The organism is Nitrobacter vulgaris (assembly GCF_031453995.1).
Classification (GTDB): domain Bacteria; phylum Pseudomonadota; class Alphaproteobacteria; order Rhizobiales; family Xanthobacteraceae; genus Nitrobacter; species Nitrobacter vulgaris.
Genome location: NZ_JAVDPZ010000028.1, coordinates 24,878 through 47,836, shown reverse-complemented (window position 1 = coordinate 47,836; position 22,959 = coordinate 24,878). Strand labels below are relative to the sequence as shown.

Genomic DNA, 22,959 nt, shown 5'->3' with positions numbered 1-22,959 from the left:
GGCCCTAATTTCGGCCCTAATGGCAGCGATCGCGAGAGCGTTTTGAAGCCCTTGCCCTTGAGCGCGCTCCTTCTTGAGGTGCTGCCCGATGGTCTCCCTATGACAATACCCAGTCGCGGCCCGCGCAGCCTGGGATAAGGTTTGTCGATCAGTTCGTTCCCAAAGGGTTGGAAGCAATCGCGCTCACAGAACACGTGGAATGACGTCGCAGCTCGTAAGGAGACAGGCTCCGGTTCGATTTGTGGTCTGTTGCCTCTCCATCACTCTGCAGCGCTGATTCTCATTAGCGAGCGGTTTACTCCATCGATCCATCACGCGAGCTAAAGAATACCGCGAATGATCGTTGCGTTGAGGGCTAGTCAGCTCGCCTGCTAGACTAATATGCCAACCACCTGACGGGTTGACGCTAGCCTCATCAATCGCCGGGGCCCCCGAGCATGGGGATGGCCAGACTCTCAATTTCCGGAAGAGCCCTGCCGGCAATACCTTGCATGTCACCGTACATGCCTGCCGTGGTTTCTATCACGTTGATGATCTGCACTTCGCGCTTAGCCCATTGCTTGGTCATGAACTTGCGCTCACGCTCCAGATCCTCCCGCATGTCGCCAAACTTTTCGATGGCCGCATCGATACGCTGCCGAAATCGCGGCCCCATCAGATATTGGTAGATCTGCTCCATCTTGGTCTGCTGGCCCTGCTGAGCCGCGCGTGAGCCGGCAACTGCAATGAGCGTCTGACGCAAGGAGACCGCAACCGGAATCGCGCAGCGGGTGTGCGCAACCCAAACTCCGTCTACCAGGTTGAAAGTATCCACTTCCCGGGGAAGAGCCTGCGATACGATTAGCGCGACATCCGCCTTCGCGGCGCGCTGGTCGTCGCGCAATTTGGCAAGCCAGCCATCGCTCCAGTTTTTGGTTCGCTTGAACTCCCAGAGGATGACTCCAGCGGCGTCACCAAGAGCGGCGTTGACCCGCTGTATGATGTCACCACCAAACTCGCCCTTTCCGACGGGTTCAATGATATCAGCCGGAAACTTGCTTCTAAGGAGGGTCTCAAGCTCGAGCTCGAGCGCTTCGCCCTGGCTTTGCTGCGATCCCTGCTCGGCACGGCGCTTGAGTTCGTCGATCTGCCTGGCCATGGCGACCAGTTGCTGGTCCTTCTCGGACAGCTTCAGCTTTAATGAATCTTCTGCCTCAGACCTGGCTTTGGCCAGAATGTCGGACTGGGTGGCCTGGACGCGCTTCTCGATCGTCAACTCTAGTTCGCGCCGCTCATCGGCCAGGGCGCGCTGCTGACGCAGCACCTCGGCTTGCGCCTGCTGGGCTTCGGCGAGTTTCTGAGTGTTGATAGTCAGGGCCTGCTGCAGCTGGGCGAGCTCGTTGTTCTTAGTCTCGATCTCGGACGTCACAGCTTCCCGGGCCTTTTTGGTTTCGGCCGCGACGATCTGGCTGAGCTCGGCCCCCACCTGCTGCTTCACCTGCTCTTCAATGGACTCGCGCGCCAGCGCGAGCTCCTCCTGTTGCCGGCGAACTGCGTATTCTTTCTTCGCAACCTCGGCATCCTTGGCAGCCAGCTGCTCGCTAAACTTCTTACGGGTCGCCTCTATCAAGGGCGCGGCAAGCGATTCCGTTAGCCTGATTTCATGGCTGCAGTTTGGACAAATGATTTGAGGCTCGTTCACGGCATAGCTCCTTGGCTACAGACCGATGTCCACGGCTCCGACCTCGTTTTCGCTTTCTGCATGTGTCAACTCTGGGACAATGATGCTAATTGTAAAGCAGAACACCCCGCCTGAAGGACCAAACAGGTCCCAACCTAAGCCGCTTATCGGGCATCCTTAAATGGTTATACGCTTGCTCAGGTGCTTAGCCAGCAACTTACTTACGCCGCCTTTTCGCGTTCGCTTGCACAACATCCACTCGCGCAATGAGTTTTTCCAAATCATCCGGGTCCGGCACGCCGCCGCAAAACTCGTCGGATGTGGAATGAGCGTCGATTATCCGCGAAATGTCGTCCTGCAACAGGCAGATTTCGTCAGCAACTTCATTCGACCATTCAACGTCCTTCAAATTTCCAATTTTCACCTGTTCATCCCAACGCTTCACGATGCCCTTGAACAGATCCCGGATGATGATCTCTTCGACCGTCTGCCGCAGCGCCGACGCGCCGGCGCGCACGGCATCGACCCGAGTCTGGCCGATGCCTTTTTTCGCTTTGACGAGAAATTCCTTTGCACGATGAGGTGTCTTGTAAGCGTTCGAGTTGGCAGGACAAGGTAATGGCTGCACATCTGCATGAAGCGGCGGTTGTATCGGCGATCCTTGCCGACGAAGATCGTCTCCACCGCCGTCTTCATGTTGTCGTAGATGCCGCGACTGCAGGTCACCTCAGCACCTTCCGGACCGTGTTCCGCGACACCTTCAGGTCACGGGCGATCTCCTTGATCGTCTTGCCCTTGATGAAGTGTTCGCGCCGTATCCGCGCAATCGTCTCCACGATCAGCATCCCCGACCACCTGCTTCATGACAAAGCAGGCAGCGCAACAGCCAACCTGTAGGGGGTCAATTTTGGACGCCGATCCCCCGGCTTACGGGGTCAATTTTGCATGCCGAATGACACAGAAGGCCGCCTGCACGGGCGGCTTTTTGCTGTGCGCAATTCAACGTGTGCGTGCTGGACTAGCCTCCGAGAGGATGCCCTATCTTAGCGGTGGCCGCTTGCGGCAGCGTGAAAGAGTAGAGGCTACATGAGCAGGAAGAACTGGTTCACTGTCAGGGTGAAGAAGGCCAACGATAGCGAGGATACGACGCCATACGAGCCCTTTGACGGGCATACGCTGACGATCAGTCCCGACGGGACGCTCTGGATGGCAGACGAGAAGCAACGCGCCCTTTCAATCGCGCCGGGAGGTTATGCCGGCTTCGAGCTCAAGCGGCTGGACGGGGTGAAGCCCGGCGATCGGCTGCAAATCCCCCTGGAGCGCAAGCATCTGCCCGTCCCGCAGGAGCGGAAGCAGTTGCCTGACCGCGCAGCAAGGCTGCGTAGAACGTCGCTGACCCACAAATAATATTCGTCCCCGCGCGGAAGACCCCCGCGCCTCTGCCGGTTATCCCCGCGTTGGGTTGCGCCGCTTTCAGCGGAGCGGATGCCGCCAATGTCCCGTCTTCAGCTCCTGCCGCTTGTCGAGGCCTGGCTTGGTCCTGTCGAGGCTGCCTTTGGCGGGCTTCTTCCAGCGCTCGCCCGTTTCCTTGAAGTTGGGCTTCTCGTTCTGCTTCCGCGTGCCCCCTGCCGGAGTGCGGGGCGTGTTCTCTTCGAAGTATTCGGTTTCCATGCGCGGTCCTCTCAATGGATCGGCAATTTCTGATGGCCCACTTACAGCTCCGCCATGCGGTCCCACCGCTCGTACGCGCGGCGTTCGATCTGCTGGTGGATTGGTCCGCACGGCTGTAAGAGAGATGCACGGTCCCGCTAGGCTTGTGCGGCAATGCTGTCGGACCGTGCGGGGCCTCGTGTTCAAAGCGGAGCCCGATAACTAAATTCGGGCGCAGGAGCTTAGTTCCAATTTCCAAATAGCACCGGCTGCGGCGTCCCTGATGAGGTTCTCTTTATTGCGGGCAGCCCGAAGATAAAGGGTGCACGGCCCCGCAGGGAGGAGACGCCCCGCAGAGCCGCGCTGGAAGGCCGCGTGCAAAGGCGCAGCCGCTCAAACAATCAAGGCGCGGCGCCCTCGTTCCTATTCTTGCGGGCTTCCTTTTTCAAGCGCGCGCCGCCGAATCTACGAACATCGCGCCGCATCTGAAGCACGAAACGAAATCGCGGCCGTCGCCGTCCTTCGCCTTTATCATTGCATGGACCCTGAACCCCGCCTTGTTCTTCTTGCATACGCCGTTGCTTGATAGCGCCATGGAGTTTTTGCTTACTTGGTAAGTTCAACATCCGGTACGGTGAAGCCCCCTGGCCGTGGTGGGTTAGGTCGATGCTCGTGCCTTCATCCCTTGTCTCCGGGCGGCGACGATTGTCCTTCTCTCCGCGAGCTACTGATGCTCTGCCGTTCGATATTCCCTGGTGGGTACTCCTCAGCCGTCAAGGACACTTTGCATGTAAACGGCTGAGCGAGGGTTGGGGTTCATCCGTACACGGAGCCAGCCCCCTGCATCGCTTTAATTTGGCGTCCAAGGGCGGCGCGATGCTTCGCCAACCGGCCCCTCAGTCCCTTAAACCTAAAGCTCGCACCCCCTTTTGCGAGTGAGTGCGAGCCTTAGGCGCAAAAGGGTACTTGAAGGATAACACGATGTTCAGCGGCGCAACTTCCGCTATTCACACCTAAGCTCTCAGGCGTGCGCGGCTTCATCGTTCTGACGTAATTGGTTCTTCCTGTACATTCGCGTTGGGGTGCACGGTCCCGCGTAGGGCTTTGGGGCAAAAGCTGCGGGACCGTGCGGGGGCCTCTTGGGGGAAAGGGGCCCGTGACGAGTATATGTAAGCCAGTTCTACCCATGTAAGGCCTTCGAGCGATTTGCCGCAGCGATGCCTCAGATGATGTGATCTGAAGGCTAGTGGAGCATCGTTTCGATAACGACGGTCACGTGCCGCGTATCAGGCGGATCGCTGTCGTTGCACTCGCACGGCGCGCCGTAGCCGCAGACGCATCCCAGCTCGTGATCGTACGCTTTGTCGGGATGGCGTTCGCATACCCAGCCGAGGCCGCAGCAGGTAGGGCAATTGTCCTTCATGAAAGCTCCTGCGCTTGGAAGGTGCGCACGGTCCCGCATTTCCCAGCGGAGGGCCTGCGGCCCCGTGCCGCCGCCGGCGGACGAACACCGAGGCCATTGATAATTTCGGCGCTGCCACGTCGTTCCGAACTAGGCCTGCTTCGCGGCGGGATGGAGCTCCGCCACCATCCTGTTCATCCGCTCTTCGAGCGCTTTCAAATCGTCCTTCATCAGGAGAACGCTGCCGGGGGCCGTCAGTCCCGTTGAAAGCTCGCGGCTGGCCGCGATTTCGCGGCGCAGATTATCGCACTTGCGGCACATTCTTCGCTCCGTCAGGCGGGAGCGCGCGGCTCCCCGTGACCGGCCTGCCTGAACACTGATCGATGATTTGCCGCTTAACCGATCGGCTCCCCCGGGGCGTTCCCGTCCGCAGGATTAAATTCGCTTTAGCTACCCTAGGTCGCCCTCCAGCGTGATGCCGATTTTATAGCCGCCGAGCTCGGTGTCGTATTTCAGGTTGTCCCATGGAATCGGGTAGTGGTCGCTGCCCGCGCCGAGGAATCCGCCGAAGCTGAGGACGGCGTACGATACCTTGCCGCTCGTCTTCTCGATCATGATGCGCTCGATCGATCCGATCCTCTCGTCGTTCGTGCCGTAAACGGCGGTACCCTGGACCTTATCGCTGCCGATCAGGGTGCTTGTCTCTCTCGCTTCGGTCGCCATGGCACTCTCCTATGATCGACTGCGGGCTGCCGGTAACTTCAGGCCTCGCGGCCGCCGCCGTTCTGAAGAACCGTGACGAGCCTGGCGCCGGTCCAGACCTCAACCTTCCTGCCTTCGGCGAAACGGCCGGCCTTCCGCAGCGCTTCGGCGTCGTCGCGGCAGCTGATTTTGTCGAACCCGGCAACGCGGCCGTCGTCGCCTATGAGGTATGCGCGATAATTTTCCATCTTCGCCCTGGATGCCTCCTGAAAGCTGCTTCGCGGCCTAATGCGCTGGGAGCCCAACCCGTTCCTATCACTTCGGCGGCTGTAGCTCGGGCGCGTTCGCCCACGCCTCTATGTTCGCCGCGGTTTCGGCCTGCCGTATCTTCTTGAGGTGTTCGTACCGCTCCGCGCTGTCCGGCATGCTTTCCGACTTGGCGCGCTCGCCCTCGGCGAATTCCGCGAGGCGGTCCTGGAGCGATGTAATCTGTCTGAAACGTCGCCGCATGGCGCGCTCCTTTGCGTGAGAGGCATGGCGCGCTCCTTTGCGTGAGAGGCATGGCGCGCTCCTTTGCGTGAGAGGAAGGCGGGAGCGCTATCGTGCGTTCTCATCACCGATAAATGCCAGAGGGGGGCCGCGCGGTGTCGGCTGATAACGCCACGCACCGCCCGTAGTTCAGTGCACTAGTGGACGCAGCCGGTCACAAGCCTTTGATACGCCTAATGCTGTCTTTTAGACTTTCGCTCATTCGTCGCCTTTTTCCACTGCGCCCAGCGCGCTCCCTTGCCCCTCTCCGAAGGATGCATGCGCTCGCCGCCGAACGCCGCGCGGAATATCTCGGCGTGCTCCTCCACGGCGAACATGAAGACCTGGTACCATTCGTGCTCGCGCGCCACGGAATGCCCGTGCGGGGACAGCGACAGCCCGCGCTCCTCGCTGAAGGCTCTCAGATTCTCGTATTGCGCGCCCACGCACTTCTCTTCCTGAAGCGCGACCCAATAGGGGTGGAGATGTCCGCGCCCCGGAGGATGCGGCGGTAGACGCTCACCGGATGCGCCGCTCGGCGGCTCCCCTGATGGGCTTGTTGGTGCCCGGATACTTGACCAGCTGCTCCTTGCGCTGGCGGTCGCGCTCGGCGCACAGCCCCGTCGACCTTCACCAGCATCCGCTCCAGCAGCTCTTCGGCGGCCTTCGTAGGGATGCCGGCGCGCTGGAGCGCTCGTATCTCCTTGCGCTGGCGCCCGATCTGGTAGCGCATGCGCTCGATCTCGCTTCTGAGGTAGGGGAGGTCGGGCATGGCAGGCTCGCGGGTAGGGGCCTGCGAGTATGTTCACGAAACGTTCTTTTCCGCAAGCCCTGACTAAAGGCTGAATGCGAAAACCGCCAACGCGCTCGCCAGCACGACGAAACCGACCGTAAGGATGAGGAGGAAAAAGCGCGTCATGGGAGGGATGAGCCAATGGCGGGTAATGAGTAACTAGCGCGCGCTCGAGAAAGGTTCTCAATCGGGAAGAAGATTTATCTGTAGCGTCGCTGGCGCGACAGGCGCATAGTTCCCCGCATCACCGAGCGGCTCGAGGCATTTGTCGGTGATGAGAGCGCCGGAGAGCGCTCCGGAAACATGTCCGTGCACCAACCCGATTTCGTAGAGCGCTGCTTTCTCGGCGTCGCCGCCGTTGGCAGCCGAGTCTTCTTTGCCGCGCTAACCTACAGGCTCGTCCTTGCCATCTGAGGCGCCGAGCCTGTTGTGCCCCAAAACGCCGTATCACGCGCCAGGGCGAACGCAAAAGTCTGAAACGATAGTGGCCCCGTTTGGGGCCACTCGTGCGTCTGGCGGGCGTATAGGGCCTAATCGCCCATTTCCTCCAAAGAGGCAATCCTGCCTAGTCGTAGGGCATATGGTACAATCGGAAGCACGCGGAATACTCGCCCGGATCGCCGGGAGGTGGGAAGTTGTGCGCGTCCATATATGCCGTGATCTTCTCGCGAACGGCGGCGTTCTCGACGTCGTTCGCGGCGATCTCCTGGTTCTCTTCCTTGCAGCAGTGCCGACGCTTCAGATCCCACATCACATCCCATGCGGCCGGCAGACCGGCACTTTGAGACGTGCCAGCCCCTAAGAACCAAAAGAATTGGTTCACCGCCTCCGATAGCACCTAAATCAGTTCTGATTGCCGCATTAGCTCAGTCTATTGAGGCCCTCCTTTGCGCACAACTTCAACTTGTTAGACGGAAACAAGCAACCCTTTGCCGCGTATCCGGAGCGAGAAGCGCCGCCGCCAGTTTATCTTCGCGACTCATAACGCGAATATTCCCGTCCTTGGCGATGCGGAACTGATTGTCGGTATGCGCGCGGTTGGCGAAGCTGGAGAGGGCGTTGCCGAGATCGCGCCGGAGGCGCTGGGGTCGATCGACAAGAAAAGCGTCGCGGTGCTCGCAGAGGAAATCCTCGAGGGCGGGAAGGACGCTTTTGTCGTTCGGCATCGCAAGTACGGATTCTAAAGGCTTGAGTGCGTCCGAAGCATGGCGCCAAAGGTCGAGACGATGGCACCGAACGATCCATTCTCGAACGGTAGATGCTCAGCGTCGGCAATGCGAAATCGATGCGCAAGCCTTCCGCCTCTGCACGTGGACGGCCGTGTGCGAGCAGTGATTCCACGTAGTCCCTGGATGATACGTCACAACACCGCGCGCCGCGGCCAGCGTGGTATTGCCGTTGCCCGCCGGCGATATCGAGCACCTTCTGTCCAGCGCGCAGATCAATCCTTTCGGCCAGTTGCTCGCCGACGCTGAAGAGAGACGACAATGCGGGCGTAATCGCCGGACGACCAGGCGGTGTGCTGTTTGCTCTTGAGTGCTTTCAGGCCCGGTGCGGACTTGGCGGCGCTCGGATATGCCAATGCGTTGCAAGACTCTGTATGCGACGATCTAGCAGCCTCTTTTTCCGAACTGTCAGGACTCGGAAATTGGTTACCGCTGGGATTTGATTGATTGAGCAGGAGAAGGACCAAGGAGGCGGCGGCGGCCTCATAATGGGGATGAGGATTGGTAGGCCATATTTGAGAGCGCTTCCCCGGTCAGCCCCGGGGCATCGCCCTCGATGACGATTCAGAGCATAAAGCCTATACGATGGGGAGAAAAGCACTCTATGCCGTCGATCATGTTCAACGTTCTCAGCCGTTCGACCTCTGGTTACATAGGCGGTGTTCTGGTCAGGAAATTCAGGCGATGGCTTGAATCGTAACCGCTTCACAGAGTCCGAAAAGTCCGCGTGCCTGGTTACGTTGGAGGCAGCATCACAATGGCTTCCGTCTACCGTAACCATCGCCACTACCCCACCGGCGAATGGTGAGGAAAAGCAGCGTAAGAGGACTCGAAAACTAGGCCCGTGAAAACGACCGTCCTTTCGGCGTAGGCACCTGATCGAACGGGCAAAATTGTCATCCCTGAACGCGCGGAGTGGGACTATTTATTAGAGTTTCGGAAAAGCGCCCTCACAGCTTAACCGTGACCGCCTCCGGAACCCACTCAACCGTCTCCGCCACGCGCCACCGGAATGAAACGTACCATTGAGATGCGCCACGATGGTGTCCATCGAACCCATCGCACCCCGACAACCGGGTCACCGCTGCCACAACATGCCAGCCATTACCGCCACAGTTGTTTGGCAACTAGCCTTTACCACCACAGCCCCACCGCCTCCGCTGATCATTGATTTTCAGCTCGGCCACCCGCTCTGCCCAGATGGGCGGGGCCGGGTGCCAAAAACATCGGCCCAGGCTGCCGCCTCAGCGTCGCCACGGGACATGCCGGCGTCATACTCCATGATGGCCGCACGTTCTTCGTACAGATCATGCAGGTAGTCCGAGTCGGGCAAAGAATTTTTGCATTCTCGCGAAACCGGCATCTTCAAAACGCCATCCCAGGCGGTAGCCTTGGGCGCCGGAAAATTACCAGTGTCACCTAAACACAGCCTCTCAAAACCTTCAAAACCCTCGCTGGGTGGGTTTTGAAGGTTCTGAAGGTCCGCGATTTTAGTATTTTCGTTTGTTTCAGAGCCGCAAGCCACTTGCCCACGTCACGCCCTCCGGAGAATCGGATTCCAGCGATAGGTGACTGACGGCCTGCCACCGGCTGCGGTGGTGGGCTTTTCGACTACCGGGCAATGGTGTGTAGACACTAGCAATTCAATTGCAGCTTGGACCACGTCACGGTCGGATAAACCCGCCCAATCCTTCTGGTGGACTGCACGCGCCGTGAATTCATCGGGAAGCTGGTTACAGCGCTCCAATATCAGCCGGGCTCTATCTTCAACCACCGTGCTGCCGGACGAATAGAGCCGGTTGGCATGGCTGCGCAGGTATTCAGCCCAAGCGAGCGCCATGCGCATAGCCCTCTCGTTCACCTCAGACCGGCCACCGTCGATCAATTCGAACAACAATGCGAGTGACACCACTGTCTTTGGCATCTTCAGGATGTGGCTTTCGAGCGTCGGTGCCATCGTCCCCGACCGGGCCTCGGACTGGATTTCGGTCATCCATTCCTGGAACAACGCCTGGCTATCGTTTGAGAGCCGAAGCACAGCCGGGCTCTCCGGGGTGCCCATCGGCAAATCGTACAGGTCACGGAACACCTGTTCGTAGGCGAGGCGCGCGGACGCATCTGGCTTTCGGTCCACCCACTGCCACGAACCCCTGTCGTCCGGCCAGACGACCATTTGAAAGCGCTGGATCAGCCCATCATTGCTGGTGCCGGCTATGGCACCACGAACGATAGGAGCGATGCGGGATGGCTGAACGCCGCCAATGATGCCGACCGTGCAGTATTCAATATGAACGGTTCCGCGTCCGATGCGGTCATAAGTAAAACGACCGTCACCGTTGAACGCCTCAAGGTAAAAGGCGCGCTCGCTCTGACGATCTTCGCGTTCCATATTGGCGAGGAAGCCAGGCAACTCGTCGCGGATCAGCAGGAGACCGCGCGGGTTCTCATTCAAAAGCTCGCCCAGCTTTTCGACCGTGGCATCGTTCACCACAATGCGAGGGCACGGCCGCTTATTTTCATTAGCACCGGCCAAGCCTTCAAGAATTTCACGCGCAGAGTCACGGTCGCGTTCTGAAACGCCTTTTCTGCCTTTTTTTTCGCATCCTTAGCGTTGAGATTAAATAGCGCGTCGTCGATCTCAGCGCTCTTGATTTCTTTCTCCCACTTTTTGCGCAGATCGTCGATGATGGCATATGGGCCAAGTGCAGCCTGCATTGCGAGAGACTTCATGGCGCTCGGGCGGCCTATAATCGCTCCCCCCAGGTTTGGCACGATTTCCCAATCGTCATTCTGTTTCGGTCGGACACGTACACGGTTCCGACGACAGCAGCGATGGCACAGATTGCGGAGACGGCGACAAAATCTGGCGGGGATTGCTGGCGGTCAGCGATGTCCATAACGTAATCCCGGATGGCGACGGGCAGCAGTTCGGGGATGAATCGCTCAACTCGCGGCAACGTCGAGGTGATCGACATGACGGCTGGCCAGCCGTTGGTGATGGTTGCTGACCGAGCGGCAGCGATAAGATGGCCGTTATGAGTTCCTCGGCGTGGAGGGGAAACAATAGATAACCGGAGCGGACGACGATGGACGATTGACGGAGGCCCTGTCGGCATGGCGTGACGAGGCGACGCAGACCTTTATGGCCGCTTATCGAGAAGCGATGTCCGATTCGCGATTATGGCCGGAGGAGCAGGACGATAAAGACGGGATGCTGCGATTCTTCCTGCTCGAGAAGGCGCACCTGAGATCATTTAGCAACGAAAGCTGTATCTATCCTCATCGTTTAGCCTGGCGGCACATTGTCCGCCAAATCCCACCCTCGAGGCATGGCCGATAGGATAGCCACAACGTGGGTCGATATGGCGATGGCCTGCAACAGATCGGCCACAGCGTCGGCGAATTTCGATCCAGGCTCATCGGCATCGAGCCAGATCACGACACGGCGGCCTTTGAGCGGGGACCAGTCAGCCTCTCGGGCAGCATTCGAACCACCGGGCGACGTAACTACCACGTGGTTCTTGAAACGAATAGTCGCGGCATCGGCGGTCTTCTCGCCTTCCACTACCAGCACCGGACATCAGGGCGAGCAGCAAGGCGATCCAGATCGTAAAGCGGGCTGGGTTCGTGGAAAGCTTGGCATTGCCATTCCCCGCTTGCCGTTGAGCTCTCGCAGAAGGTGAAGGGCTTCACCTGTTTGGCTGCGGCTAGCGCCATTGGGTGGTGAAAGCGTACCCCTCAGGACAAACGCGATTGATGATGCCCATAGAGAGTTCTGGAGCATCCCTCGGCACCGGCAGCACCGGATGCCAATCGTCATCAGGCGCCAGTCACGTAGCACTGGCTTCGTTCAATGGCGCGAACGCCTCATCTCGAGTAAGCATATTCATCTCTCGTGCGTTCCAAGCATCGCGGCGAGCCGGCGCGCGGCATCGAGCTGCGACAGATCGAAGAGGTAGGCGGCAAGGCTGACCGGATCGCCACCGGCGGCGTCCGTGGCGAAGTCGGCCCTGCGGCCCGTGGTCATGTTGATGCGGAAACTTCCCGCTGTGCGGTCGGCACGGCGCGGGTTGCGCGCGACATATTCGCGCCCCCCTTCGTCCACCGGGTAACCAGCGGTCGAGCAGAGATGGCAGAACGCTTATCGCTGCGGCATTGACCTTGCCGAAGTCGATCATCGCGCTGCCCTCACCGTAAACAACACGGGCGGTTGTGGCTCGTAGGTCTTTTCGAGGACAGCCCGCGTGATCAGCGCGTCATCCCGGAAAACGGCACCGTCAAATGCGTCGCTCAACGTTTTCGCGATATTGTCGAGATCAGGCTTCTTTGCCGAACTTCTTGCCGATAGATGCGTTGCCCGCCATATAGACGACGAAACGCGCCCTGCCACCGCAGTCGTGGTTCGCCGGCGCTGCCAGAGAGTTAGTACATGCTCTAGTTTCTGAGCTCGCCATGCACTATGCGGTTAGCGGCGTTGCTTCTCGAGCGGAATGTGAAGAAAGGGCCATATTTTCAACGCTCGGCAGTGGTTGCGTGGATTACGCTCTGTGGCTGCCGCGGTCTGATCGCGGCTTTGTCGTGCTCGATGACCTTAGAGTCAGGAAGGCGCGGGCGGATCGCGTGGCGGAAGATTTGCTCGGCGATCAATCGCAGTTGGCTGTCGATCGCCTCGTTGTGCTCGATGGTCTGTTTCTCGCGCCAATCCTAGGGCGCAGGCGCTTCAGTTCCTTGATGGCAAGATAATCCGCCTCGTAAAGCGTCTGATACTTTCCCTTGGTGATTGCCTTGAACATTGCCAACACATCCACGATCACCAGGCGGGCGTGTGGTTGATTATCAATCCACTCCCTAATGGCGGCGATCCCGCCCTCGTTGGCGCGGGGCCATTTAGTTGCAAGATGCAGACGCTCCAGCACCGCCGCCTGGGCAACGGCAAAATTCCCATAGTGCCTCCGGAAGTCGCTGATCTATTCGTCACTGGCTTCGCGGGCTCTCTCGATCACATCATCGTCCCGGACCGATGCAAAACTCCGTCCGGCGCGCCGGAAGCGCCAATCGGGGCGGACATTGCGGACAATCATCATCTCACCAATGTTCTCATGAATTCGGGCTACTCGCCGCCAGTGCAGATATTCGTGCCGAAAGAAACTGCAGCGGGTGACAGTCAGCTCGTGAACCGGAGGGTCTGCGACCCAGCGCTCTGTTTCAGCACCCGCTTGATTTCCGTTGCCAGTTGATCCTGCCGATAGGGTTTACCGATCTTCGGTAAGCCGTTACCTGACCCTTTCGGCAACTCCGCGTATCCGGTCGCTAATAGCACGGGAAGCTCAGGCCGAATTTGCCGAGCTGCGGCCGCGAGCTGCGCGCCATTCATCCGCGGCATCGAATAGTCGGTTACAAGGAGGTCAATGGCTCGGTCTTGGCGGAGGATTTCAAGCGCGCGGTCGCCTGAATTAGCTTCAATGACTTCGTGACCAAGATCTTCAAGCATATCGACGGTGCTCATGGCGATGAGAGCGTCGTCGTCAACGACAAGAATGGTTATCTTCTCCGCCGCCTCACCGCTCGAGCAGGGCTCTGTCGCTTTCTCTTTAGCAGCGATCATGGTGGTGACCGGCAGCCACAACTCCGCTTTGGTGCCGACGCCGACCTCACTCGTCAGCCGTAACGCGCCATTGAGCTGTACTGCCAATCCATGGACCATCGAGAGCCCTAGACCTGTGCCTTTCCCAATCCCTTTCGTCGAGAAAAACGGCTCCGTCGCCTTCTCTATTGTATCGGCATCCATCCCGTGTCCAGTGTCGCTCACGACCAACCGCACGTAATGCCCTGCTGGGAGGTCGGAGGTTTTCGGAATTTTTACATGATCAATCGTGATTGATAGGACCCCACCGTCGGGCATGGCATCGCGGGCGTTGACGACCAGATTGAGTACGGCGAGTTCGATCTGATTGGCGTCCACCAAAGCCAGCGGAAGATCCGGGGGAAGGTTCTGACGCAGTTCGATGTGAGTGCCGGCTGAGCGCTCTATCAAATCGGCGGCCCCGCGGACGAGATCTGCCAAATTCTTGGGTTCTACCTTTAGGTCCTGCCGTCGGGCGAAGGCGAGCAGACGTTGAGTGAGTGCCGCTCCCCGTTGTGCACCCTGCAATGCCCCGTTTATGAGACGCGTGGTCCTTGGGTCATCTGGTATATGCTTGCGCAGCAGATCAAGGTTGCCCAGCACCGCCATCAGAAGATTGTTGAAGTCGTGGGCAACGCCCCCAGTCAGTTGGCCGATCATCTCCATCTTTTGGGCCTGGCGCAGTTGCTCTTCCGCCCGCTCTCTTTGGGCGATTTCAGCAAGCACGGTGGCGTGCGCCTCCCTCAATTCGGCGGTCCTCGCCGCGACACGTTCCTCAAGCATCTCGTTGAGCGTCGTCAAGCCTTCCTGGCTCGTCTTTCGATCGGTGATATCTGACGCCACCCCGACCAGACGCGGATGGCGGCCCGCCCTGTCGCATACCAGGCGTGCCCTGATGTCAGCCCAATGAATGCTGCCGTCCGGCCATACATTTTGGAACTCAACGGCACAATCGGCGCCCGTCTTGACCGTGATACGCACGGTCTCCCGTAAACGCTCCCGATCGTCACCGGGGATGCTGTTGAGCAGGTCTTCATAGGAGAAAGGATCGTCGGAAACGCAGCCGAAAAGTGCCTTAAAGGCTGCCGACGCGGTCAACCTCAAATCGGTCGCATCCAGTTCCCACGTGCCGAGATGGCCTGCGAGGAGGGCCGTGCGCAGACGTTCCTCGCCCTCGTGGAGTTCTTCGATGAGATTACGCGCCTCGAACTGCCGCCGGCGGCCTTTGAATGCCGTCCGGGCGACGCTGACAAATGTCGCGGGCCGGAATGGCCGCTCCAGGAGCGTGACATTGGTGGCAATCTCATAGAGCACCGTGGCATCGGGGCTAGGTTCTGATGCGGGATTGCGCTGGGTCAAAATGATGAACGGCAAGTCCGACCAGGCCGGCTGCGCTGATAGGTGCGTCCGGATTCCGTGCAGATCGACGAGCCGCAAAGCTTCCTCCGTGACAAGGGCGAAGCAGGCGTCGTCATCCAGTCTGCTTTCGAACTCAAGCGGATTTGCGCAGACAATCGAACGGATTCCAGCCTCTTCCAGGAGAGTACGCGCGATCGTAGCGTCGCGGCCCTGCGGGGCAAAGATCACCGCTCTGGTGGTGGCCGAATTAGGAATGACCATCCCCCGCAGCTTGCTTGGCTAGAAGCGGTCCACCTCCGACGAATGTCGGGACACCCCGGAGAATTCCTTGAAATTGATCAAGAGGCTCGCCCAATCTGAGGCCGCTCTCGTTGATACGGAATTCTCTGATCGTCTCCTCGTGTCTCCCGGTCCTCTTTTTTATGATCGAGACTGCGCGGCGCACCTTTCCCGATGCCTCGAAATAGCGCAGCAGGATGACGGTGTCCGCAAGGTAGGTGACATCGACCGGGGTCTTCATGTCGCCGACGAGCCCATGTTGCGCCACGGTCAGAAACGTGTTCGCCCCTTGCCGGTTCAGGTACTGGATCAATTCATGGATATGCAGGACGAGCGAATTCTCCTCCGGCATCGCCGCCCGATAACCGTTGAGGCTATCTATTAAGACTGTTTTTGCTTGCGCCTGATCAACCCGGTCGCGGACCCGCTGAGCGAACTCGCCCGGCGATAATTCCGCGGCATCGAGCTGCTCAATATGAAGTAGGCCCGCGTCGCGTAATTCCTCCAGCGCGAATCCCATGACCTTCGCGCGCTCGAACAGCAGACCAAGCTCTTCGTCAAAGATGAACATCGCTGCTTTTTCACCGCGCTGGCATGCGGCCGTGAGAAATTGGAGCGCAAAAGTGCTCTTTCCCGTGCCGGCGGGGCCCAATATCAAGGTGCTCGATCCTTGTTCGATGCCCCCGCCAAGAAGGGCATCGAGCTCCGGAACGCCGCTCTTGATCTGGCGCCGCACGAAGCCCGTCCGATGTTCGGACGCCACTAACCTGGGGAAGACAGTGACGCCACCCTTCCTGATCACAAAATCATGGTAACCGCCACGGAACGTCTGTCCACGGTATTTGGAAACTCGAAGGCGGCGTCGCTCGGCACCGTAGTTCGGCGTTAGTTCCTCAAGCATGATGACGCCATGTACCAGGCTGTGCGTCGTTTTGTCTGACGCTTCGGTGGTTCGATCATCGAGCAACAGGACGGTCGTGCCATGCCGCGAGAAGTAATGCTTAAGGGCCAGAATCTGCCGTCGATAACGCAGAGAGCTTTGGGCTAACAATCGAATTTCTGAGAGACTATCCAAGACGACGCGGCATGGTTTTACGCGCTCAAACTCTCTAAAAAGAGACGTCGTGGTCTCGCCCAGTTCGAGGTCGGAGGAATAAAGCAGGGTCTGCTGCTGATCCGCATCCAGCAAGCTTTCGGCGGGGGCGAGTTCGAACACCTCGATATTGCCATCGACGGTCCAGCCATGCGAGGCGGCACCGTTTCGCAGCTCCTGCTCGGTCTCCGAAAGAGTGATGTAGAGGCACTGCTCGCCCGCCGCCGCGCCTTCCAGAAGAAAGCGGAGCGCAATAGTCGTTTTGCCGGTCCCGGGATTTCCCTCGAGCAAAAATACGTGCCCGGTGGTGAGGCCGCCCCCTAAGACATCATCAAGTCCAGGTACACCCGTCCGGGCCCGATCGACCAGTTTTGTCCTAACGTCCATCATAGGCTCCGATCTTCTTGACGATTGTCTCGGAGAGAGGATGCAGCGGGATGCGCCTTAAGACAGCGTCAAGTTCCTTCCTCGCGCGTTGCAGATCGTGACGATTCTGGCAGCGCAGCCAAAAGACAGAAGATACGCCGCAAAGATGTTCCAAGCGCGCCGCCATCTCCGGGGTGATGGCAGCTTCTCCGGCAAGAATGCGGTGGAGAGTCTGACGAGCAATGCCAAGGTCTCGCGCCGCCTGACTGACTGATAAACGCAGCCCCGGCAGCACTTGCTCGCGCAGGAGTGTACCCGGATGTTTGGCCACGTCAGTCGGCCGTGTCATTTGGAGGATCCGTCTTCATCACCGCTGTAACGCGGGAAGCGACAAATAGTTTCTACCGTGCCGGTTGCCATGGCTGACAACGCCTCCCCCAAGTCCTGAGCTTCTCAACGGCATGTCGCGGGCAGCCCCGAGGCGGAGACTCCAAGCGCGCCGAGATCATTGGCGCACGCGAAGCCCGGCGCGACGTGGCAGGATAAGACACTCGGGAGGAGCGCCGGGTGGCAACGGTGGCGAGGACGAGCGGAGCCCGATCATGGCCGCTGGCATCGGCAAAAACCAGCAGCCGCCCATCAAGCGTGGTCGGCGCAAGCAGCGAGCGCCTGAGATTATCAAGCATCCTTAAACGACCAAGAAGTGGCATCGCTCCGCCGCGACCAAAGATCCTCGACAAGAGCGCACCGCGCGGCCCTCCCATATCTTTATTCGCTTCGCGGCCGGAGGAGCAAATGCGTCCGTAGCCGTTGAGTGAGAGAAGCTGGCCGAACGTGCCGCGTCGGATCCAAAAACCATGGCTTTAGCGTAGTTGCATTTCTAGCGGGGACGGCCGGGACGTGCATCTCGGCTTCTCAGAAGCGTAATGTGTGTGAACGGAGTCGAGTTGGCTCGCGAGCTAAGGCGCCTACGCCCTCGACTCTTGTCCTTCCGCCGGGTATTCGGACGCGGTCCGATAGCTCATCCCGATGACGGTTTGCCGCTCATCGAGAAGCCATAAGGAATCTCGACGATGCGAAGTTCGCTGCGCGATTTTCCGACTTTGACCACGAGACGAAGCCTTCCGTCGGGATAGGATGAGCCCAGTCAGGTAACGGCGCTAGATTAGCGGCCCTCATAACCATCAGCCAAAAGCGGCATGGATACGCGGTGCCTGTAAACGTGAGGATCAACCTTAGATGCTGGTTACGCATGGAGAAAAGGCTCGGCGAGAGCCGAGCCTTTTCTGTCATCACCAGCCATACCAATATGGGTAAACGGGCGGATAGGTGCGGACGACGCGATAGGGCGGACCAAAGTAATAAGGAGGCGGGCGATAGACCGGTCCATAGTAGATCGGAGGCGCCGCCGCAGCGGCAAGTGTTCCCGCAACAAGCCCGAGAGCAACCCCCGGGCCTATCCCGGGACCGCCCCAGTAGTGATGACGCCAATGAGCCGATGCCGGCGCAATCGTCCCGATGAGGAGCGTTGCTGCCGCGACGATTCCAAGAGCAAGCTTTCTCATGTCATTTTCCTTTCCTATACTCCGCAAAGGTGGGCGGCTTTGTTCCCTTTCTGAGCTTACGCTTCGCCAAACCGCTGTCCGGCTAGAGGTCAAGCAAGACCGTGAGCGGCCACTTCAAGTCCTTCTTGCGCTTTTGGCGAAGCACGATTCGGGGGCCTTGCCAGCACCGCATGTGAGAGGTCGTCATCTGTACCTTCCCAAGTACGTGCTTGCGACAAGTTACGGATAGCAGACTGTTCTTCAGCTAATCGCCGCACAACGAACTGACGTTCCAGATCCGTGAGATTGGTCTGCAGAATCCGCTTGTAGCGGCGGATACTGTCTCGATGCGTCTTTATGGACGCAGCTCGCAGGTCCGCCTCTCGCCGCAGACGCGCCAGGTGGGTTACCGCCGGAGCGATGGCGGCATGGCTATCGGCCTCTCCATTTCCGGCCGTCATTCGTTTCGCCGCTGCGCCCCGTGGTGGCGGATCGTCATCATTCAAGACCCGTAGCGCGCTGAGAATTTCGCTCAATTGGAGCGGCGCCGTATGCCCTGGAATCATTCTCAGCGTGGGCGAGGATTCGACCGCATACATATCGGATGCCCAGGCCGATAGAATGGCCCGCTTTTCGTCGGAACAGAGCTTCGGATCTTTGAGAACCGCTGGAACGGAGCGGTGATGCGCATCGGGGCGAAACTGCATCGATGCAACTTGATCATGAACGACACACTTCATCTTCCCCTCCTTCTCCTTTCATTGGGGATCAACTGATGGGTATTGGGCGGCGATCGATGCCGCCCAGCCCGATGTGCAGGTGCGGTTAAGCGGCGCGCATCTCTTGGATCTGCGGACCAGGAGCAACACCGATGGGAATGCGCCGAGGTTTCATCGCCTCGGGGATTTCCCTCACGAGCTTGATCTGGAGCAGACCATTCTCGAATGTCGCGCCTTCGACCTTGACGTAGTCGGCGAGATTAAAGGTCCGCTTGAACGGGCGCGCCGAGATCCCCCGGTACAGGTAATCCTTGTTGGCCGCTTCCGTCTTGCGTCCTTCAATGGAGAGCACGTTCTGTTCGGCCGTCACCGCAATTTCATCCGGCGAGAAACCGGCCAGCGCCAGCGATATCCGGTAGCGGTCTTCAGACTGCCGCTCGATGTTGTAGGGCGGATAATGATCCTCACCCTCGGTGCGTTGCGCCGCATCAAAGAGGTCGAAAAGATGGTCGTATCCGATGGTGGACCGCGACAGGGGTGCAAAATCATAAGCTCTCATAGCCAAATCCTCCTTGGAGCAAGATGGATACGAGCGGACGTCGGACACCGGCCGGCGCCCGTCTCAATCCTCGAGCCCTTCTAGCGCTCGAGACCGCTTCTTCAGCGGCAAAAATCGAATTAGAAAAACGGCTGTAGATTTCAAGAGGGCACGGTGAAAATTTTTAGCGCCTCAATCGCGTCTGACTTCCGCGAGGTTGTTCGCGGTATGGCGGCTTGTCATCCTAGTGACGGGCGCCGTGGTGAGTCTCTTCCTCTTTTTCGTGATCTCGCGGGGTGAGAGTTCGGCGGTCCGTCCGCTGGGCAGCGGCCGGCCTTCGTTGACCGCTTCATTCGCCCATGCCCGAGCCCGGGTCAGTTCGGCAGCGCTCGCGATGGTCTCAGTTAGCAAAGTCTCGTTGGCTAGACCAAGCATGGAAAGAACATGGTCGCGTATAAGAGCCATGCGTTGTGTCACCGTTCCCTTACCCACCGCTCATCGCGAGTTCTATAAGCGTTCGGGGGGCGCTGATGCAGCTCGATTTCCGCGAGTTCGTCCCCTTGACGGATGTTGAGCTGCACCCAAATCCAAATCGCCATCTGCTGAAGAAGGGATGGTTTTCCGAAGGGCGTCAGCCCCTTTGGCGCCCTTATATCCATGTTGCTTCCAAGGAGGATATGGCTATGAGAAACACCTTCGATTTTGCACCTCTGTTCCGATCGACGATCGGTTTCGATCGAATGCTCGATACGCTGGAGTCCGCGAGCCGCGTGACGTCGATCGATCCCTGGCCACCTTACGACATCGTCAGGAAGAGTGAGGACGACTACCGCATCACCATGGCGGTGGCCGGCTTGTCCGAGGATGATCTGACGATCACGCAGGAGAAGAACATGCTGCTGGTCGCCGGCCAGAAGTCGGGCCAGGATGAAGCGAGCGGGCAGTATCTGCATCGCGGTATTGCCGCACGGGCCTTCCGGCGCCGCTTTGAACTTGCCGACCACGTAAAGGTTGTGAGCGCGAACCTCGAGAACGGTTTGCTGACTATCGACCTGAAGCGCGAGCTTCCGGAAGAGATGAAGCCTCGCCGCATCACCATCGCCGGGAGCGAGGGGCTGGCAGGGGCCGGTAAGCAGATCGAGGCCGAGAAGCAGGCCGCCTAAGGCTCTCGTCAGCGGGGCTCCAAAAGGCGTCGGACCGTGTGCCCGACGCCAATGGGAGAGCTTTGCAACTGACAGCTACAGAAAGGAGATAATCATGAGTGTACGTGACCTGATTCCGTGGGGCCGCTCCAACAATCAGGTTCCTACGGTGTTTCGCGACGACGATCGCAATCCGTTCCTCTCGCTGCATCGGGAGATGAACCGGCTATTTGATGACGTCTTCCGCGGGTTTGATAGTCGCGTGCCGACGTTCGGCTCGCTATCGTCATTCAGCGCGGCTTGGCCGAACGTCGAGATTTCCAATACTGACAAGGAGGTCAAGGTAACGGCCGAAATCCCCGGTCTCGAAGAAAAGGATCTTGAGGTGTTGCTCGACGACGGCGTGCTGACGTTGAAGGGCGAGAAACGTTCTGAGGTCCAGGACCAGGACAAGCAATTCTCCGAGCGCTTCTATGGCCACTTCGAGCGGCGCATCCCCCTCGGGGTCGAGGTTGAGGAAGACAAGATCGAGGCCAACTTCAAGAACGGTGTGCTGAACGTCGTGCTTCCCAAGAGCCCGAAGGCTCAGTCACAGGTGAAGCGCATTGCGATCAAGGGCTGAGGAACAGCCGGGCCGGCGGCTTAGGCGCCGCCGGTTCTCCTCTGATGCAGATGAGGGAGTTGGCTTGCAATGGTCGCCCGCGCGGCGAGCAGCGAACCGAATGAGCGGACTCGATGGCAATGCAGCCAGCTTTCATCATCTGCCCCTCTACAGCGAGAGCAGACTTGCGAGCTTTATCGATAGGGGTGCATTCGAAACAACATCCGCCACTACAAGCGGATCCTCCAGTCCGACCGCGCGGATCGGGGGCGTCGGTCGTTGTCCGGCGATTGGCTGACTGGTTAGCGCACAAAGCCTTGGTAAGTGCAGATGCTGACTTCTGGTTTGTGGCCAGCTGTTAAAACTAGCCGCCTGCGGCGCTTAAAGCAGGCTGAGGTTGAACTTCATCCTGAGCAGTCTCTGCGGCTTTCACCTCCCTGCTTAACCGCTTCTTGCGTTCGCGAACTGCAATGATCTTTGAGGTGGGCAGATGCTTGCAGCCCCCCTCGGTACGGCAGACGGCTTGTTGAAGATTGGAAAGGGTGGATAATGTCGAAGAAGGTTATACCCGAACAAGAGATTGCGCTTTACGACGCGATCGGCCGCGCTATCGCGAATTTACACGCGGCGCTCGCTAAAGTTGACGCCGCCTGGGTAATAGTTACTGCTGAACGTCCAAGCCCTTCGGTGGGAGCTTTCGCCGCTCTCGATGCTGCTGAGCAGATCCTCACGGTCGCGCGAGAGGACTTGGCTCGGGCCCGTACTGCGCTAATCGCCTACACGGAGGAGAGGACCGAACAGTGATAACCTCGATTTGATTATGCCGCGGCAAAAACGGCGTAAGAGGAATTGAAAACTTGGCGCTCTAAAAACTAGATTGGGACATCTACCGGCCTTCGCGAGATGTAGGAAGAGCGATCCGCATAAGCCCCTTTAACTCGGGACCGATGCGAGTAACCCGTTCGCTATGTCTGACTCGAACCGCGTAAGGTGGTGCAGCTCCTCGGTTTTATGCCTCCTTCCATTTGATCGAGCAACCCAGTGAAGGGCTTTGATCAGCCGGCGCCACACCGGTTTTCGCAATCGCCCGCATGGCTTCGACGAGCTCTCGCGGCGCCCCAGCGGGGGGCGGAGTCTTGCGGCCTTCGTCGAGCCGACCGCGGTACTTGAGCTTGCGGTCGGCGCTGTAACCGAAGAAGTCCGGCGTACACACCGCCCCATATGCTCGCGCGACTGCTTGGGTCTCGTCGTGCAGATAAGGAAACGGGAAGCTGTGCGCCTGTGCGAAATGCTTCATATTTTCAAATGAATCTTCGGGATGGCTCGCCGCGTCGTTCGAGCAAATCGCCACAAAACCAATGCCCTCCGACATAAGTACCCGCGCGTCCGCAACCATGCGGTCGATCACCGCTTTGACGTAGGGACAATGGTTGCAAATGAAGACAACGACGGTGCCCTTTTCGCCCGCGAGGTCGTCCAGACTGTAAGTCTTGCCGTCAGTCGCCCGAAGCCGAAATTCCGCGGCCGGCATGTCGAAATTAACTTGGTTGGCTGTCACCGCCATGTTGCTTCTCCTTTGACAGAAATGGAATATCGGCGTCGTAAGAACTCCGTTGAAGTTCAAAACGTAAGCCTTCGCCTCCCTTTAGAATGTCGCGCCTAGGGATGCCGTCTTTGTTAGTTTAACATCCCGTTCTCGGAGCTGCTTCGTCCTCCCAAGATGCTGGTTGCGCC

The 22,959-nt window shown here is 58.9% G+C and carries 24 protein-coding genes and 4 pseudogenes; 5 read left to right on the top strand and 23 right to left on the bottom strand.

What is annotated here, in order from left to right; genetic code table 11:
* Positions 1-415: 415 nt before the first annotated feature.
* The 3 genes and pseudogenes from GGQ85_RS15690 to GGQ85_RS15680 all read right to left on the bottom strand — a co-directional run.
* Complete coding sequence (locus GGQ85_RS15690; protein WP_309775291.1) at positions 416-1,681, bottom strand: DUF2130 domain-containing protein; 1,266 nt, start codon at positions 1,679-1,681, stop codon at positions 416-418.
* Between the two features lie 196 nt (positions 1,682-1,877).
* Entirely contained in the window at positions 1,878-2,288 is a 411-nt protein-coding gene (locus tag GGQ85_RS15685) for a hypothetical protein (RefSeq protein ID WP_309775296.1), read from the bottom strand.
* 97 nt (positions 2,289-2,385) lie between these two features.
* Positions 2,386-2,505 (bottom strand): annotated as a pseudogene (locus GGQ85_RS15680) (helix-turn-helix domain-containing protein); the annotation flags it as partial.
* A gap of 241 nt (positions 2,506-2,746) precedes the next feature.
* On the opposite strand from GGQ85_RS15680, the gene GGQ85_RS15675 reads away from it, so the two are divergent.
* Positions 2,747-3,067, top strand: coding sequence for a hypothetical protein (locus GGQ85_RS15675; protein ID WP_309775290.1), 321 nt, complete (start codon positions 2,747-2,749; stop codon positions 3,065-3,067).
* Between the two features lie 66 nt (positions 3,068-3,133).
* Here GGQ85_RS15675 and GGQ85_RS15670 read toward each other — a convergent pair whose 3' ends face one another.
* From GGQ85_RS15670 to GGQ85_RS15640, 7 genes and pseudogenes are all read right to left on the bottom strand, one after another.
* Positions 3,134-3,331 (bottom strand): hypothetical protein, encoded by a 198-nt coding sequence (locus GGQ85_RS15670; protein WP_309775289.1) that lies wholly within the window; start codon positions 3,329-3,331, stop codon positions 3,134-3,136.
* A gap of 1,531 nt (positions 3,332-4,862) precedes the next feature.
* The gene (locus GGQ85_RS15665; RefSeq protein WP_309775288.1) at positions 4,863-5,033 is read right to left on the bottom strand and encodes a hypothetical protein; all 171 of its coding nucleotides are present in this window, start codon (positions 5,031-5,033) and stop codon (positions 4,863-4,865) included.
* A gap of 144 nt (positions 5,034-5,177) precedes the next feature.
* Positions 5,178-5,435, bottom strand: a pseudogene (locus GGQ85_RS15660) (PRC-barrel domain-containing protein); the annotation flags it as partial.
* A gap of 38 nt (positions 5,436-5,473) precedes the next feature.
* Positions 5,474-5,662: a hypothetical protein gene (locus tag GGQ85_RS15655; RefSeq protein ID WP_309775287.1), complete on the bottom strand. Its 189-nt coding sequence runs from the start codon at positions 5,660-5,662 to the stop codon at positions 5,474-5,476.
* A 67-nt stretch (positions 5,663-5,729) separates the two neighbouring features.
* Positions 5,730-5,924, bottom strand: a complete 195-nt coding sequence (locus tag GGQ85_RS15650; protein ID WP_309775286.1) for a hypothetical protein — start codon at positions 5,922-5,924, stop codon at positions 5,730-5,732.
* Between the two features lie 212 nt (positions 5,925-6,136).
* Positions 6,137-6,388 carry a hypothetical protein gene (locus tag GGQ85_RS15645; protein ID WP_309775285.1) on the bottom strand — a complete coding sequence of 84 codons (252 nt, stop codon included), beginning with the start codon at positions 6,386-6,388 and terminating at the stop codon, positions 6,137-6,139.
* A 912-nt stretch (positions 6,389-7,300) separates the two neighbouring features.
* Positions 7,301-7,558: a hypothetical protein gene (locus GGQ85_RS15640; RefSeq protein WP_309775284.1), complete on the bottom strand. Its 258-nt coding sequence runs from the start codon at positions 7,556-7,558 to the stop codon at positions 7,301-7,303.
* A 106-nt stretch (positions 7,559-7,664) separates the two neighbouring features.
* Here GGQ85_RS15640 and GGQ85_RS15635 point away from each other — a divergent pair, with 106 nt between their 5' ends.
* Positions 7,665-7,919 carry a hypothetical protein gene (locus GGQ85_RS15635; protein WP_309775283.1) on the top strand — a complete coding sequence of 85 codons (255 nt, stop codon included), beginning with the start codon at positions 7,665-7,667 and terminating at the stop codon, positions 7,917-7,919.
* 20 nt (positions 7,920-7,939) lie between these two features.
* Here the strand turns inward: GGQ85_RS15635 and GGQ85_RS20905 are convergent.
* The 12 genes and pseudogenes from GGQ85_RS20905 to GGQ85_RS15585 form a co-directional block, all read right to left on the bottom strand.
* A pseudogene (locus tag GGQ85_RS20905) lies at positions 7,940-8,317 on the bottom strand (class I SAM-dependent methyltransferase); the annotation flags it as partial.
* A 1,178-nt stretch (positions 8,318-9,495) separates the two neighbouring features.
* Positions 9,496-10,984, bottom strand: a pseudogene (locus tag GGQ85_RS15630) (YfjI family protein).
* Between the two features lie 263 nt (positions 10,985-11,247).
* Positions 11,248-11,535, bottom strand: coding sequence for a toprim domain-containing protein (locus tag GGQ85_RS15625; RefSeq protein WP_309775282.1), 288 nt, complete (start codon positions 11,533-11,535; stop codon positions 11,248-11,250).
* A 312-nt stretch (positions 11,536-11,847) separates the two neighbouring features.
* Positions 11,848-12,066: a hypothetical protein gene (locus tag GGQ85_RS15620; protein ID WP_309775281.1), complete on the bottom strand. Its 219-nt coding sequence runs from the start codon at positions 12,064-12,066 to the stop codon at positions 11,848-11,850.
* A 69-nt stretch (positions 12,067-12,135) separates the two neighbouring features.
* A complete protein-coding gene (locus GGQ85_RS20900) occupies positions 12,136-12,351 on the bottom strand; it encodes a RusA family crossover junction endodeoxyribonuclease (RefSeq protein ID WP_374708905.1) in 216 nt (71 codons plus the stop codon).
* 253 nt (positions 12,352-12,604) lie between these two features.
* Complete coding sequence (locus tag GGQ85_RS15615) at positions 12,605-12,877, bottom strand: AAA family ATPase (RefSeq protein ID WP_309775280.1); 273 nt, start codon at positions 12,875-12,877, stop codon at positions 12,605-12,607.
* A 248-nt stretch (positions 12,878-13,125) separates the two neighbouring features.
* Entirely contained in the window at positions 13,126-15,204 is a 2,079-nt protein-coding gene (locus tag GGQ85_RS15610; RefSeq protein ID WP_309775278.1) for an ATP-binding protein, read from the bottom strand.
* Positions 15,191-16,705, bottom strand: a complete 1,515-nt coding sequence (locus tag GGQ85_RS15605) for a DUF7125 family protein (protein WP_309775277.1) — start codon at positions 16,703-16,705, stop codon at positions 15,191-15,193. Before GGQ85_RS15605 ends, GGQ85_RS15610 begins: the two co-directional genes overlap by 14 nt.
* Positions 16,692-17,030 carry a HigA family addiction module antitoxin gene (locus tag GGQ85_RS15600; protein WP_309775276.1) on the bottom strand — a complete coding sequence of 113 codons (339 nt, stop codon included), beginning with the start codon at positions 17,028-17,030 and terminating at the stop codon, positions 16,692-16,694. The genes GGQ85_RS15605 and GGQ85_RS15600 overlap by 14 nt, the downstream gene beginning before the upstream one ends.
* Positions 17,031-17,973: 943 nt before the next feature.
* Positions 17,974-18,246, bottom strand: coding sequence for a hypothetical protein (locus tag GGQ85_RS15595; protein ID WP_309775275.1), 273 nt, complete (start codon positions 18,244-18,246; stop codon positions 17,974-17,976).
* Positions 18,247-18,335: 89 nt separating this feature from the next.
* Entirely contained in the window at positions 18,336-18,965 is a 630-nt protein-coding gene (locus GGQ85_RS15590; protein WP_309775274.1) for a hypothetical protein, read from the bottom strand.
* A gap of 85 nt (positions 18,966-19,050) precedes the next feature.
* Positions 19,051-19,503: an Hsp20 family protein gene (locus tag GGQ85_RS15585; protein ID WP_309775273.1), complete on the bottom strand. Its 453-nt coding sequence runs from the start codon at positions 19,501-19,503 to the stop codon at positions 19,051-19,053.
* A gap of 662 nt (positions 19,504-20,165) precedes the next feature.
* Between GGQ85_RS15585 and GGQ85_RS15580 the strand changes: the two genes are divergently transcribed.
* From GGQ85_RS15580 to GGQ85_RS15570, 3 genes are all read left to right on the top strand, one after another.
* Positions 20,166-20,645 (top strand): Hsp20 family protein, encoded by a 480-nt coding sequence (locus GGQ85_RS15580; RefSeq protein ID WP_309775272.1) that lies wholly within the window; start codon positions 20,166-20,168, stop codon positions 20,643-20,645.
* Between the two features lie 94 nt (positions 20,646-20,739).
* Complete coding sequence (locus GGQ85_RS15575) at positions 20,740-21,246, top strand: Hsp20/alpha crystallin family protein (protein ID WP_309775271.1); 507 nt, start codon at positions 20,740-20,742, stop codon at positions 21,244-21,246.
* A 528-nt stretch (positions 21,247-21,774) separates the two neighbouring features.
* Positions 21,775-22,029, top strand: a complete 255-nt coding sequence (locus tag GGQ85_RS15570) for a hypothetical protein (RefSeq protein ID WP_309775269.1) — start codon at positions 21,775-21,777, stop codon at positions 22,027-22,029.
* A gap of 205 nt (positions 22,030-22,234) precedes the next feature.
* Here the strand turns inward: GGQ85_RS15570 and GGQ85_RS15565 are convergent, their stop codons facing one another.
* Complete coding sequence (locus tag GGQ85_RS15565; protein WP_309775268.1) at positions 22,235-22,789, bottom strand: thioredoxin family protein; 555 nt, start codon at positions 22,787-22,789, stop codon at positions 22,235-22,237.
* Positions 22,790-22,959 lie beyond the last annotated feature (170 nt).